Origin of the sequence: Actinomyces howellii (genome assembly GCF_900637165.1) — a bacterium.
GTDB classification, from domain to species: domain Bacteria; phylum Actinomycetota; class Actinomycetes; order Actinomycetales; family Actinomycetaceae; genus Actinomyces; species Actinomyces howellii.
In genome coordinates this window covers 3134643-3148934 of the sequence record NZ_LR134350.1, presented here as the reverse complement: position 1 = coordinate 3148934, position 14292 = coordinate 3134643, and the positions used below count along the sequence as shown (strand labels likewise).

Annotated in this window: 10 protein-coding genes and 1 other RNA gene; 2 read left to right on the top strand and 9 right to left on the bottom strand. The window is 72.3% G+C overall.

Going from position 1 to position 14292, the window contains the following annotated elements:
• Positions 1-347: 347 nt before the first annotated feature.
• The gene (locus EL245_RS13120; protein ID WP_126383792.1) at positions 348-2333 is read left to right on the top strand and encodes a solute carrier family 23 protein; all 1986 of its coding nucleotides are present in this window, start codon (positions 348-350) and stop codon (positions 2331-2333) included.
• Between the two features lie 1557 nt (positions 2334-3890).
• Here the strand turns inward: EL245_RS13120 and ssrA are convergent.
• The 8 genes from ssrA to ftsE all read right to left on the bottom strand — a co-directional run bounded on the left by ssrA (position 3891) and on the right by ftsE (position 12746).
• Positions 3891-4261, bottom strand: a transfer-messenger RNA (tmRNA) gene (gene ssrA / locus EL245_RS13115).
• 97 nt (positions 4262-4358) lie between these two features.
• Complete coding sequence (locus tag EL245_RS13110; RefSeq protein ID WP_126383790.1) at positions 4359-5204, bottom strand: alpha/beta fold hydrolase; 846 nt, start codon at positions 5202-5204, stop codon at positions 4359-4361.
• Positions 5197-5811 (bottom strand): DUF998 domain-containing protein, encoded by a 615-nt coding sequence (locus EL245_RS13105; protein WP_232009793.1) that lies wholly within the window; start codon positions 5809-5811, stop codon positions 5197-5199. The genes EL245_RS13110 and EL245_RS13105 overlap by 8 nt, the downstream gene beginning before the upstream one ends.
• Positions 5812-5819: 8 nt before the next feature.
• Complete coding sequence (gene lysX, locus EL245_RS13100; RefSeq protein WP_126383786.1) at positions 5820-9002, bottom strand: bifunctional lysylphosphatidylglycerol synthetase/lysine--tRNA ligase LysX; 3183 nt, start codon at positions 9000-9002, stop codon at positions 5820-5822.
• A gap of 148 nt (positions 9003-9150) precedes the next feature.
• Positions 9151-9681, bottom strand: a complete 531-nt coding sequence (gene smpB, locus EL245_RS13095; protein ID WP_126383784.1) for an SsrA-binding protein SmpB — start codon at positions 9679-9681, stop codon at positions 9151-9153.
• Positions 9682-9785: 104 nt separating this feature from the next.
• On the bottom strand, positions 9786-11120 hold the full coding sequence (locus tag EL245_RS13090; protein ID WP_126383782.1) for a M23 family metallopeptidase: 1335 nt from the start codon (positions 11118-11120) through the stop codon (positions 9786-9788).
• 5 nt (positions 11121-11125) lie between these two features.
• A complete protein-coding gene (ftsX, locus tag EL245_RS13085) occupies positions 11126-12043 on the bottom strand; it encodes a permease-like cell division protein FtsX (RefSeq protein WP_126383780.1) in 918 nt (305 codons plus the stop codon).
• 13 nt (positions 12044-12056) lie between these two features.
• Positions 12057-12746: a cell division ATP-binding protein FtsE gene (gene ftsE, locus EL245_RS13080; protein WP_126383778.1), complete on the bottom strand. Its 690-nt coding sequence runs from the start codon at positions 12744-12746 to the stop codon at positions 12057-12059.
• 142 nt (positions 12747-12888) lie between these two features.
• On the opposite strand from ftsE, the gene EL245_RS13075 reads away from it, so the two are divergent.
• The gene (locus tag EL245_RS13075; protein ID WP_232009792.1) at positions 12889-13482 is read left to right on the top strand and encodes a hypothetical protein; all 594 of its coding nucleotides are present in this window, start codon (positions 12889-12891) and stop codon (positions 13480-13482) included.
• An 83-nt stretch (positions 13483-13565) separates the two neighbouring features.
• Here the strand turns inward: EL245_RS13075 and ssb are convergent, their stop codons facing one another.
• A complete protein-coding gene (gene ssb / locus EL245_RS13450; protein ID WP_197719422.1) occupies positions 13566-14201 on the bottom strand; it encodes a single-stranded DNA-binding protein in 636 nt (211 codons plus the stop codon).
• Positions 14202-14292: the final 91 nt, after the last annotated feature.

Here is a 14292-nt window from a genome sequence, read left to right as displayed (position 1 = left end):
GGTTCCCTCCCACCCCGGACGTCTGTGGTCTGCTGCCGGTCCGCTGTTGCCTGGTCGACTCTAGCAAACCGGCAGGTCCCGAGCAGCCGGTGGCCCGGGCCCCTCGAGGAGCACCGGCGCCGCGGGGCCCGGCGCTCTCACGGGCGGGGCCCGGCGTCCGCAGGGCCGGGGAGGCCGGCAGGACCGAGGGCAGGGGCCGGCCCGGATTTCAGAGGAGTCACTCGAGCGCATGACCGGCGCCCCCGCCTCGTGGGGGCCGGCCCGGATTTCAGAGGAGTCACGCCCAGGCACCACAATGGTGGCGCCGGTGGGGCCCCTCCCCACCCACGACCCCAAGGAGACAGCGCATGGCACTGGGCCGTCGCAATCCCGCCCATCCCTCATCCCCCGCCGCCACCCCTGCCGCAGGCAGCACGAAGGACCCGGTCGACGCCGTCCCGCCGCTGGGGCAGCTGACCGTGCTGGGTGTCCAGCACGTCCTGGCCTTCTACGCCGGCGCGGTCGTCGTCCCGCTGGTCATCGCGTCGGGGCTGGGCCTTGACGCCGCCACGACGATCCACCTCATCAACGCCGACCTGTTCACCTGCGGCATCGCCACCATCATCCAGTCCGCCGGCCTGGGCCCGCGGATCGGGGCGCGCCTGCCCCTCATCCAGGGGGTCACCTTCACCGCGGTCTCGCCCCTCATCGCCATCGGCCTGGCCGCCTCCGGCGGTCAGGGCGGCACCGGCGGCCTGGCCGCCATGTACGGCTCGATCATCGCCGCGGGCCTGGCCACCTTCCTCCTGGCGCCCTTCTTCGCCCGGCTCCTGCGCTTCTTCCCGCCGGTGGTCACCGGCACGCTGCTGACGGTCATGGGCACGACGCTCATGAGCGTGTCGGCCTCCGACATCGTGGCCTGGGGCGCCCAGGCGGGCCAGGGGCAGGACTCCGCGGCACTCACCGTCAAGGGCCTGGCCTACGCGCTGGTCACGATCGCCCTCATCGTGGGGGTGCAGCGCGTCTTCAAGGGCTTCATGGCCACGATCTCGGTGCTCGTGGGCCTGGTGTCGGCCACGATCCTGGCCGCCGTCCTGGGCGACGCGGACTTCTCGGGGGTCGCCCAGGCCGATGCCGTGGGGCTGACCACGCCGTTCTTCTTCGGGCTGCCCGAGTTCACGGTCACCGGCATCGTGTCCATGCTCGTGGTCATGGCGGTCACCGCCGTGGAGACCACTGGTGACGTCTTCGCCACCGGGGAGATCGTGGGACGGCGCATCACGCCCCCGCACATCGCCAACGCCCTGCGGGCAGACGGGCTGTCGACGGTGCTCGGAGGGGTCCTCAACTCCTTCCCCTACACGTGCTTCGCCCAGAACGTCGGCCTGGTCCGCCTCACCCGCGTCACCTCGCGCTGGGTCGTCACCTGCGCGGGGGTCATCATGATCGTCCTGGGGCTGCTGCCCAAGGCGGCGGCCGTCGTCGCGGCGATCCCCCAGTCCGTCATCGGAGGCGCCTCCCTGGCCATGTTCGCCTCTGTGGCGGTCGTGGGGATCCAGACCCTGGGGAAGGTCGACATGCACGACAACCGCAACGCGGTCATCGTCTCGACGTCCCTGGGCCTGGCCCTGCTCGTCACCTTCAAGCCCGAGATCGCCACCGTCATGCCCTCGTGGCTGGCGATCCTCTTCGGCTCGGGGGTGACGATCGGCGCGCTGAGCGCGATCGTGCTCAACATCGTGTTCTTCCACCTCGGGCGCCAGCAGGGACCGGACGTGGCGCGCGTCGAGGGCCGCGCCATGAGCCTGGAGACGGTCAACGCCATGTCGGCCCAGGAGTTCGTCGAGACCTTCGCGAACATGTACGTCGGAGCCACCTGGCCGGCCGCCAGGGTGTACGACCAGCGTCCCTTCGCCTCGGTGGCCGCGCTGCGCCAGGCCTTCGAGGACATCGTGCTCACGGCCTCCCCGGCCGAGCACGAGGCGCTCATCAACGGCTACAGCGACGTCGTCGACCTCCTGCTCGACCCCGAGGGGGACCCCCGGGCACGCCTGGAGACGGCCTCGCTCGCCCTGGGGGCGCTCGACGACGCCCAGGAGGCCGAGCTGCGTGCCCTGGGGGCGGCCTACCGCGAGAAGTTCGACAGGCCTCTGGTCATGTGCGTGAGCCGCCTGGCGGACGCGTCCCAGCTCATCGCCCGGGGCTGGAACCGCGTGGAGTCCTCCCCGACGCGGGAGGCACGGGTGGCCCTGGGCGAGGTGGTCGACATCGCCGACGAGCGCTTCGACGAGATGATCGCCGACGCCAACCCGATCCGGTCGGCCTGGGCCCGGACCTTCGAGCAGCTCGACTGAGGGCCGGCGGAACGACGGTGGCCCGTGGTCCGGGTTGTCTCTCCCGGGCCACGGGCCCTCGTCATCGAGGCGCCTGCGCACTGCCCGGTGTTCCCAGCACCGGGGGCGACGCCTCCTTCGCCGGAGCGACCAGCAGGGGCTCCCTTCGACCCCCGCCGTCTCGGCTGCGAGCCCGTCATCAGGTTCCCCAACCCTCGTGGCCCGCCTCCGTCCAGCGGCAGTAACCATGTAACCCACTCATCCTGGGCGCTGCCCCCCTGCGAGGCTGTGAAGCACCTAGGAAGTGCTCCGCCCGGACGTCGCGGCCGCACCGCCACGGCGCGCTCACACCCCGAACCCGCCCGCCCCCGCCCGCCCCCGCCTGCCCCGCGAGATCGGGACTAATGACCCCCCGAGATCGGGGGAAGTGACACCCCGAGATCGGGACTAATGGCACCCCGAGATCGGGACTAATGACACCTCGAGTTCGCCGCATCTGACACGCCCCAGGCAGCACACACCGGGCGCCATGAGCCTGCGCACTCGCCTCAGGACGCCGGGCGTCATATGTCCCGACCTCGAGGTGCCGGGCGGCTGCCGGCCGGGCGATGCGGCGATCTCTCGGCGTCATGGGGCCCGATCGGGCGCTCGGAGCGCGTGGCTCGCACCCCCACCTGGGTGTGATGCACAGAACAGACACGTGGCAGTCGAGACGTCACGGTGAAGAACCGCGGAATCCCGCGGTCCCCCCCCGACCAGCCACCATCGCGGAGACGGTCGTGGAGGCCTGAGATGTGCAACGACCCCTGCGACGCACACGGACACCCGCTCCGCCTGCTACAAGACGATCATTATTCGGCTCAATCACGGGCGTCGGCCTGGGCCGCGAGGGTAGTTGATGTGTGCACCACCTCGCCGCCCCTACCAGCACACCCACCCACGGGGAGTGAGCCCCGACCCCGGACCGGCCCCGGCCCAGCCCCGGTCTGGCCAACGTTGACCTGCCCGGTCCCGACCCGGTCCAGGGTCGAGCGCCACGGCTGACAGACCACACACCCCGTCCCCGCACACCCCTGTCACCCTCGACCGGTCATGTCACTCTCGACCGGTCATGTAACTCCCGACCGGGCTTTCGCTGTCACATAGACGGTCGACAGTCACATGACCGGTCGACGGAGCGGCGGGTGAGGCGCGCGGGCGGAGCGGGTGAGGCGCGCGAGCGGGGACTCAGTGAGAAGACCAACCTCGACGTGCCACTTCCCCCGATCTCGAGGTGCCACTTCCCCCGATCTCGAGGTGCCATTAGTCCCGATCTCGCGGTGGGACGACCAGGCCACCCCCACGCACCGGCCAGTGCACTCCGCACTCGTCCCCTGGAACCACTCCTCACGTTCGCACCCTCAGAATGTGCACCGGACGCACGAGGTACGGGCACGGCAGGATGCGCGACGAACGAGGTACGGGCACGGCAGGAGGCGCGACGCACGAGGTACGGGCACGGCGGAAGGCACAGAGCAGAAGGCACAGGGCCGTGGGAACGACGACGCCCCCGGGCCTGGGGCCCGGGGGCGTCGTCATGGGTGGAGATGCGGGGAATCGAACCCCGGTCCGACGGTGGTGCAACAGGACTTCTCCGGGTGCAGTCCGCTAGCGATGTTCTCAGCCCCGGCGTCTCACGCGGACAAGGACGCCGACGGACTCAGCCACCAAGGTGTCCCGAGACCCCCGGTGGCGAGGGGCCTCAGCAGTGGCTTCCTAGATGACGCCAGGAACCGGGGCGGAAGCGCTCCCCGGGCTGACGGACTTCGAGGCTCGCTCAGGCGGCGAGGGCGAAGTCGGTGCGAGAGTTATCGGCACCTATTGGTTCGCACAGAGCGTTGACGAGATGACTGTGCATCCTCGACCCGCTTCCCCTGAACCCACGACCGTCGTCGAAACCGATCATCCCCTGTGCAGTTGTCACCGGCGGGTCCTGCGACCCGCCGCACTGTGCTCGTTGCCGAGCGGTGCACCACTGTAACAGGGCGCCGCCCGAGAATCATCCCGTCAGTCGGCTCGCACCGCGCCGGGCGCCTGGGCCGCGGAGGCCTCGGCCGCCAGACGGATCTCCTCGGCGACCTGGTCCGGGGCGTCGACCATCGTCAGGTGCCGGCAGCCGGGCAGGCGACGCAGGCGGGTGGCAGCGAAGGAGGCGTGGAGCACCGCTGCCTCGACGAGGGGCACCGGCGGCGGTGCCTCGACGATGACGGCGCCGACCGGCGCGGGGGCCTTCTGCGCCTCCCGGAGACGCTCGAGCTCGGCGGCCTGGGCAGGGAAGGCCATCCACTCGGCGGTGCCGGCGGCCAGGGACTGTCGGCTCGCCCACGTCTGCCGCCACCGGGAGGTGTCGATGAGCTCGGGACGCACCGTCTGCGCCTTCAGGCCACGGCGCCAGATCCTGGCCACGGGACGCCGCACGAGCTCGTGCCCCAGGAGCAGGTCGGCGGCCCGCCAGGCCAGCTCGGCCCCGATCCGTCCCCGCACGCGGGAGCCGGCGGTGACGGCGGGGTCGACCAGGACCACACCGGCCACAAGCCCGGGCCGGGTGCGTGCCAGGGCCTCGGCCTGGAAGGCGGCCATCGAGTGGGCGACGACGATGACCGGCCCTCGCCCCGTCTGGCGCAGGAGATCGGCCAGGAAGCGTGTCTCACCGGCGAGCGTGGGAAGGGCGGTACAGCTGGTCCCCCGCCGCCCCGGCCGGTCGACGGCGATGATCCGGCGGCCCGGCAGGGCGGCGATCACCTCGTCCCATCCCACGGCGGCCAGAGCGCAGCCGTTGAGCAGGACGATGCCGGGACCCGAGCCGTCGCGGGTGTGGACGGTGTGCCCGTCGGGGTAGCGGCGGTCAGGCACGCCGGCCCCCGGGAAGACGCCATGCCAGCAGGGCGATCCAGCCCGAGCACAGGAGGACCTGGAGCGCCTGGACGGGCCCCTGCGTGCCCGGTGCCACCGCGGGCGCGGCGACGCTGGCGACCATGAGCACGGCCACGACCACGGCCAGCCCCGCTGTCAGGCGCGCTGGGACGTGCCAGCCGCCGCGGGCGGCCATGCCGACGGCCGACATGCCGATGGTGGCCACGAGCGAGACCGACACGAGCACCGAGCACGCCTCGTGCAGGTGCCTGGCCAGGCTCGGGGTGGCGGCGCACACGGCGTCACGGCTCTCTGCGCACGGAAGGTTGAACACGACGTCGAGCGCGGTACCGACCGCGACCAGCAGGAGCCCGATGGCGACCCTCGGCGCCCAGTGCCCCAGCCAGGGGGTCCAGCCACGACGGCCCAGGGCTGCGACGGCGACGAAGACGACGGCGGCCGCCAGGTCGCCCAGCCGGAAGAACCACTGGAAGGGCTGGTCCTGGGCGGCGAGCTCGGAGAGGTAGCCGCTCAGCGCCTCCGGGTGGCCGTTGAGCCGCCAGGCGAGCCAGCTGTTGTACGTGACCAGCACCAGGACGGCCAGCACCCTGCCCCTCATCGTCCCGGCCTGACCAGGGGGAAGGCGATGGTCTCGCGGATCGAGGAGCCCGTGAGCATCATGACGAGACGGTCCAGGCCCACGCCCAGTCCCCCTGAGGGGGGCATGCCCTGCTCGAGGGCCTCGAGGAAGGCCTCGTCGAGCTCCATGGCCTCGGGGTCGCCCCCGGCGGCGGCCAGGGACTGCGCGGTCAGCCGCTGCCTCTGGATGACGGGGTCGACGAGCTCGGAGTACGCCGTCCCGACCTCCGACCCGAAGATGATGAGGTCCCAGCGCTCGGCCAGCTGCGCCTCGGTGCGGTGGGGCCGGGTCAGGGGCGAGGTCTGGGCGGGGAAGTCGGTGAAGAAGGTCGGGCCGACGGTGCTCGCCTCGGCCAGGTGCTCGTAGAGTTCCTGGACGAGCTCGCCCCAGCCCCAGCGGGGGCTGACAGGCAGTCCGAGGGCCTCGGCGTGCTCACGCAGCCGCTCCACCGGGGTCGAGGTGTCGACTCTGTGCCCGAGCGCCTCGGAGACCGCCTCGCACACGCTCACCGACCGCCAGGGGGCGGCGAGGTCGATCTCGTGCTCGACCCCGCCGACCGTGCCACGCACGACCGTGGTGCCCAGGGCGGCTCGTGCGGCGGCGAGGGTGAGGTCCCGCACGACCTCCTTCATGACGTTGTAGTCGGCGTGGGCCTGGTACGCCTCGAGCATCGTGAACTCGGGGTTGTGCGTCGCGTCGGCCCCCTCGTTGCGGAAGTTGCGCCCGATCTCGAAGACCCGGTCCATTCCGCCGACCATGAGGCGCTTGAGGTAGAGCTCGGGGGCGATACGCAGGTAGAGGTCGAGGTTGTAGGCGTTGATGTGCGTGCGGAAGGGTCGCGCGTTGGCGCCGCCGTGGACGGTCTGGAGCATCGGCGTCTCGACCTCGAGGTAGCCGCGGGTGAGCAGCTCGCCGCGCACCGCCTGGATCGCGGTCGACCGCGCCGTGACCATGGCGCGCAGGGCGGGGCTGGTGATGAGGGCGAGGTGACGCTGGCGGACCAGGGTCTGGGGGTCCTGGATGCCGCGGCGCTTGTCGGGCAGGGGACGCAGCGCCTTGGAGGTCATGACCCAGCTGCGGACCAGCAGGCTGCGGGTGCCGGTGCGGGAGGCCCCGAGGGTCCCGCTCACGGCGACCTGGTCGCCGATCCGCGCGAGCCTGCGGAAGGACACGACCGCCTGCGCCCCGGCCCCGCCGGTCTCCAGGACGACCTGGAGGTCGCCGCTCCAGTCCCGCAGGTCGGCGAAGACGACGCCGCCGTGGTCACGGATGGCCAGCACCCGCCCCGCGACCGTGCAGGCGCCCTCGGCACCGGCGCACGTGGCGGTGACGTCGACCGACGGCGGGTAGGGCTCGAGGCCCTCGGCGAGCATGGCCTCACGGCAGGCCAGGCGGGGAGCGAGCTGGCCGGCGGGGCGCACGCGCGAGGGCCTGGCCACCGAGCCGGCGGTCAGGGCCAGGAGCTCGGCGGAGTCCTCGGCGGCACGCCGGGGCTGGGGGCCGGAGTCCCCCGCCACCCAGCGGGGCAGGGTGACGAAGCCCTCGGCCACCCCCATGGCCAGGGCGACCTGCGCCAGCTCGGCTCCCTCGCGGTAGCAGATGAGGCGGGGGCGCCACTCCGGGTCGTACTTCGAGTTGGAGCGGTAGAGGGACTCCAGCTGCCACCAGCGTGAGGCGAGCAGGAGCACACGGCGCCACAGCCGGCGCAGCGGGCCGGCCCCGAGCCTGGCGCCCTCGGCGAAGGCCGAGCGGAAGACCGCGAAGTTGAGGGAGATCCTCGAGATCCCCATCTCGGCGCCCTCAGCGACCACGGAGGAGACCATGAGCTCGGTGACGCCGTTGTCCGCCTCGGGATGGCGCCGCATGACGTCCAGGCTCAGACCGTCGCCGCCCCAGGGCGCGAAGGACAGCAGCGCGGCGACCCGTCCGCGTTCGTCGCCGTCGGGGAAGAGCGCCTCGACCATGACGCACTGGCCGTCAGAGGGGTCGGCCAGGCGCCCCAGGGCCATGGAGAAGCCGCGCTCGGCCTCCCCGGCCAGCCACTGGTCGGCGAGCACGGCCAAGGCGCCCAGCTCCTCGGCAGGGATGGAGCGGTGGCGCCTGATCCGCACGGTGTAGCCCAGCCCGGTCAGGCGCCGCACCGCACGGCGCACCTCGGGCAGGGCGTCGAGCCGGAAGCGTGCGCAGTGCAGGACCGCCTCGTCGCCGATGTGCAGGGCGCGCAGGCCCGCCTCGACGTAGGCGCGGGCGCCGGCCTCGGAGGCGCCGATGACCGCCGGGGTCCATCCGTAGTCGGCGGCGTGCCGGACGAAGGCTCGTGCCGCCGACGGCCAGGTCGAGGGGTCGCCCAGCGGGTCGCCGGAGGCCAGGGCGACACCCTGGCCGACCCGGTAGGTGACACCACCGTGCTCGGTGAGCAGGGCGGACTTGTCTCGCCTCGTCCCGAAGTAGCCCAGGGAGTCGGCGGGGAACTGGGCCAGGAGGCTGCGCACACGACGCTCCTCGTCCAGGCTCATGCGCCCGGCCTCCTTCTGGGAGCGCATGATGATCCAGAAGAAGGCGAGCACCGCCCCGGCCCACCCCAGTCCCAGCAGGCTGCGCAGCCAGCCGGGTCCGGAGTGCCCCGTCACGAGCCCGGTGACCTGCTCGAGGCCCACGCCCTCCAGGACGAGGGTCAGGGCCACGGCCACGGCGGTGGCGGTGCACGACACGAGGAGGAAGACACCCAGGGCCCTGCGGATGTTGCCCGGCCGGGAGCGCACGGGGTAGGAGCGGCGGTGGATGACGAGCAGGGCGAGCAGGCCGAGGAGCACCGCGATGTTGAGCGCCAGGGAGCCGTAGATGTCCAGGCCCGGCTCGTCCACGCTGATGAAGGCGATGAGGAGCAGGGCGTACAGGACGAGGGAGCCTGCCGCCAGGACCGTCATCGCCACCCATGCCGCGCGCTTGCGGCGGTCCAGGCCGGCGGCCAGGATGAGCGCGACGACGGCGGAGAGCCAGTCGATGAAGGGCAGCGGGACGACCCACAGGAAGATGAAGTCGAGCACCGGCCTGACCCCGGGCACAGCCCCCAGGAGGCTGTAGACGAGCGCCAGCAGGGCGACTCCGTACAGGAGCCGGGGCAGCAGGCGAACGGTCAAGGGGTCTTGTGCCCTCATGGTCGGGGTCCTCATTTCCTCCACGGTCAGGGCGTCCCGGACGGGACGCGGCGGCGATTGTATAGCCACGCCTCGCCCGGGCCTCTAGGACCCTGGCCGCACGGTCCGGACCTGCGTCGGCGCCTCGAGCAGACCTCGAAGGCGGACCTCAGCCCCGACGCCGGTTGGCGGCCGCCATCGCCCGGGCGGCCTCCCGGTTGTCCTGCGCCTCACGCAGCGCCTGACGCTTGTCCCAGTCCTGCTTACCGCGGGCCAGGGCGATCTCGAGCTTGGCCCTCCCCCCGATGAAGTACAGCTCGAGGGGGACGACGGTGTAGCCCTTGGCCTGGACGCGCTGGGCGAGCCTGGCCAGCTCCGAGCGGTGGAGGAGGAGCTTGCGCTTGCGGCGCGGGGAGTGGTTGTTCCAGGTCCCCTGGAGGTACTCGGGGATGTGCGCGCCCTGGAGCCAGGCCTCACCGTGTCGGTCGAGCTCGACCCACGCCTCGGTCAGGGATGCCCGGCCCATGCGCAGGGCCTTGACCTCGGTGCCGGTGAGGACCAGCCCGGCCTCGTAGCGGTCCTCCAGGACGTAGTCGTGGCTCGCCCTCCGGTTGCGTGCCACGGTCGTGCGGGCGTGGGCAGCGGCCTTGGCACGCTGGCCCGCCGTGGGCTTCGTGGTCCGGTCGCGCCTCGTGGACACCGGTGGCTCCCCTCGTGTCGTCTCGTGTCCGCGCACCTCGACGGCGCACGCGGGCGCCCCCCGTGGCGGGCGCGGGCACACAGCCTACGCCCAGCCCCGTCGCATCAGAAGCCGGGCAGGGTCATCGGGTCGACCTCGGTGCCGTTGAGGATGACCTCGAAGTGCACGTGGGGGCCCGTGGCGCCACCCGTGGCACCGGTCAGGCCGATCTGCTGGCCCTTGGAGACGTAGGCGCCGTTGCTCACGGAGATCTGCGAGAGGTGGCAGTAGGCGACGACGACCGACTGGCCGTTGATGACCCCACCGTTGATGAAGATCCCGTTGCCGCACGAGGAGTTGATGTTGTGGGTGACGGTGCCTGAGACGGCCGCGTACTGCGGGACCCCCTGGCCCGCGACGAGGTCGACCCCTGCGTGGAGCCTCGACTGCCCGGTGATGGGGTGGATGCGGTAGCCGAACGGGGAGGCGACGACAAGAGAGCCGGTGATCGGGTGGCCGATGTCGCCGCCACCCAACGAGGAGGCCGCCACCTCCCCCGAGCTGGCACCGGTGTAGCCGGCGGAGGCCTGGTTGGCCGCGTCGATGCGGGCGATCGTCTCGGCGGCTGCGGCCGCGTCGGCGGCCGCCTGGGCCTGCTGGGCCTCCAGCCCGGCCTTCTCGGTCTCGAACTGGGCGGCGGCGGTCTGGCGCTCGGCAGTCAGCGCCGCGACCTCGTCCCGGCGGGTCTGCGCGTCGTCCCTGGCGGTCTGGGCGGCCGCCTCGGCGGCGTCGGCCTCGTCCTTGAGGGTCGCCACCCGGGTGGTCGTCGCGTCCTGGCGGGCCCTGCGGTTGGCGTCCTGGGCGCGCTCGGCCTCAGCCTGCGAGAGCACCGACTCCTGGACACCCGTGGCGATCTCCATGGTCGAGGCGCGCTGGGTGAGGTCGTCGACCGACTCCGAGGCGAGCACGTAGGTCCAGGAGGTGACCGCGCTGTCTCCCTGGTAGGTCGACACGACGAGGTCGGCGACGGAGGCCGAGTTCTCCTCGGCGTTGGTCTGGGAGGCCTGCGCCTCCTCCTCGATGGCCGCCAGGTCGGCCTCGGCGACCGCGAGGCGGTCCGCGGCGAGCTGCTGCTCGCGCTCCTTGGCGGCCAGGTCGGCCTCGGCGGCGTCGAGCTCGGTCTGGGCGGTGCCCAGAGCGGTCTCGGCCGCCTGGAGATCCAGGTAGGCCTGGCCCAGGGAGGCCGAGACCCCCTCGAGGGAGGCGGTGACCTCCGCCTGCTTGCGCTCGGCCTCCTCCTGCTGGTCGACCGCGTCCTGCCTCTCGTCGGCCTGGGCCGGCATGCCAGCGCCGGCAAGGCCCAGGGCGAGGGCGGCCACGACGGCGAGCAGGCGGCGTCGGCGCGGAGCGCGGCGAGTCGCCCGGGAGGCGGGACGAGGACGGGAGGTGCCGGTGCGCATGGGAATCAGACCTTGGTGTACTTCGACAAGGAGAAGGCCGAGGAGGCGGCCGCCAGGATGATTGCTGCCAGCAGGAGCCAGGGAGCCAGGCGCAGAACGTCACCGGTGCCGATGAAGGCGGTGGTGAAGCTGATGGAGGAGGCGAGCCAGCCGTCGACGACGTAGTGGACCCCCGCCCACAGCGCCCCCACCGCGGCCACCGCCCCCAGGAGCGCGGCCAGGGCGCCCTCGAGCATGAAGGGCAGCTGGATGAAGAGGTTGGAGGCACCGACCAGGCGCATGATCCCGGTCTCCTTGGACCGGCTCATCGCTGACAGGCGGATGGTGGTGGAGATGAGCAGCACCGCCGCGACGGCCATGATCGCCGCCAGCCCCCCGGTGATCCACGAGGCCCGGTTCATGACGAGGAAGAGCGGCTCGAGGGTCGAGCGCTGGTCGACGACGCGCTCGACGCCCTCACGCCCGGTGAACTGCTCGGCGACGACCTGGTACTCCTCGGCGTCGACGAGCTTGATGCGGAAGGAGACCGGCATCATCTCCTCGGTCGCGTTGCGACCGATCTTGGTGTCCCCGTAGGCCTCCATGAAGCGCTCGTAAGCCTCGGCCTTGGTCTCCAGCGTGTAGCTCTTGACGTAAGAGGACAGGACGTCGGAGTTGATGAGGGCCTCGACGTCGTCGATCTGCTCCTGGGTGGCCTCGCCGTTGGCGCAGGCGGCCTCGGCCGAGGAGGCCGGGCACATGTAGACGCTGACCTCGACCTTGTCGTACCAGTCGCCCTTCATCGTCGAGATCTGGGTCTGCAGGAGGGCGGAGGCCCCCACGAACAGGAGGGACACGAAGGACACGAGGACGACCGAGACCGTCATCGCCAGGTTGCGGCTCAGGCCCTTGAAGGTCTCGGACAGGATGAAACGGAATCGCATGGGCGGGCCTCCTTCAGCGGTCCGAGCCGTAGACGCCGCGGGCCTGGTCGCGCACGACCTCGCCCGCCTTGAGCTCGATGACCCGCTTGCGCATCTGGTCGACGATCTCGTCGTCGTGGGTGGCCATGACGACGGTTGTGCCCTGCCGGTTGATCCGGTCGAGCAGGCGCATGATGCCCACTGAGGTCGACGGGTCGAGGTTGCCCGTGGGCTCGTCGGCCAGGAGGAGCTTGGGACGGTTGACCATCGCGCGGGCGATGGCCACGCGCTGCTGCTCGCCCCCGGACAGCTCGTGCGGCAGGCGCTTCTCCTTGCCGGCCAGCCCCACGAGGTCGAGGGCCTCGGGAACCGCCGACAGGATGTAGTGGCGGGGCTTTCCGATCACCTGGGAGGCGATGGCCACGTTCTCGAGGACCGTCTTGTTCTCCAGGAGACGGAAGTCCTGGAAGACGAAGCCCATCTCCTGACGGAGCTTGGGCACCTTCCAGCTCGAGATCTGCGACAGGTCCCGGCCCAGGACGTGGACCGAGCCGGAGGTCGGGCGCTCCTCACGCAGGGTCAGGCGCAGGAAGGTCGACTTGCCCGAGCCCGAGGCCCCGACAAGGAAGACGAACTCGTCGCGCTCGACCTCGATGGTGACGTCATCGAGGGCCGGGCGCGCTCCCCTTTTGTAGACCTTGGACACGTGGTCGAATCGGATCATCGAGCCTGAACACTTCCTGCCGTCGGGGCGCAGGTACGCCCCCGTTGCCGGTCACCGTAGCCAGTGCGACGCGCTTTGCCGGACAGACACGCGGGCCGCACGGGTGTGTCGCGGGCCGCTCCCGCGAACTACCGTGTGCCCCGTGCCCGACGCCCTGTCCCCCGACGAGTCATCCGACGCCCCGCTCCCGACCCCGCCCTCGGAGCCTGCGGACCCGAGGGGTCCCGGCGGCCCGCCCATCGACCTGTCGGCCGAGGTCGACCTCGGCTCGTGGGCGCGCTTCACCCCCGACCTGGCCGCCTTCCTCGACCGCCGGGCTCGGGCGGGCCACGGCGCGGGCACCGGCCTGACGGTGCTGCTCACCGCGCCCGCGCCGGTGGTCGGGACCGACCGACCCGACTCCTCGGAGCAGACCCGGTCCGGCCTGTCAGGCCTGCTGCGCCGGCGTCGACGGCGTGAGCCCTCCCCGGAGGTGCCCGGGGTCGTCCTGGTCGTCCGCGACGAGGGCGTCGAGGTCGTCGTCCCGGTCCTCGACGCGCGTGGCCGGGTCCTGCTCGGGGACAGGGAGACGAGCCTCCTGCGGGCGCTGGGCTGGGCAGGACAGGGCACGGAGGTCATGAGCAGGCTCCTGCCCGGTGGCGCCCAGGCCGCCGAGACGGTCACCCGCGTCCTCATCGAGGTCCTGGGCGTCGCCCACCCGGCAGACCTCGACTGGCTCGTCGACGCTCAGCCCTGAGTGAACAGAGCCGGTCCGTTGCTCCCGGCCCCCGGGCTCAGGGGCCGGCGGGGCCCGGGCTCAGGGGCCGGCGGGGCCCGGGCTCACTGCCCGACCAGGACGTAGTCGAGTCCTCCGTGGGTCGCGGCCGGGGCGCCGTCCTGCGCCCCCGGGTCCTGCGGCGTCCCGGCCTGCCCGTCCGGTGCGCCGGCGCCGGCCGGCGGCTCGGCGACCTGCCAGTGGGAGTCGGGCAGCGGCTCGGCCGGGTCCTCGGCTCCCTCAGGGGCCGGGCCTGCGGCGCCGTCGGCCATGCTTTGTGCACCGGCGGACGGGGCCTGCTGCCCCGGGGCGGCCCCTGACGGGTCGTCGGGCTCCTCCTCGGCGTGGGTCACCCGCATGAAGCGGGACTCCCCCCAGGTCAGGTCGTGCCCGCCGCAGGAGACCGTCAGGACGTTGTCGAGGTGCTCGCCGGTCTCGTTGAGCCACGTCTCCTGGCTCAGGCGTCCGACGAGGACGACCGGGTCCCCCTTGTGCAGGCTGTGCCCCAGGTTCTCGGCCAGGGCTCCCCAGGCCTTGGCGGTGAACCACATCGTGGCACCGTCCCGCCAGCCGTCCCGGCTGCGGAAGGACGGGGTCGTGGCGACGCGGAAGTGGCAGAAGGGTCTGCCCGTGGCCGTTCGGACCACGGAGGGGCGGGTGCCGAGCACCCCTTGGACGACGAGATCGAGCTGACGGCTCATGATGCGCTCCTTGCTGAGTCCTCGCCGGCGGTGCGCCGGCAGCGGGCCGGCGAGGCACCGGCCCGCCCGACCACGGTGCAGCGCCGGCGCC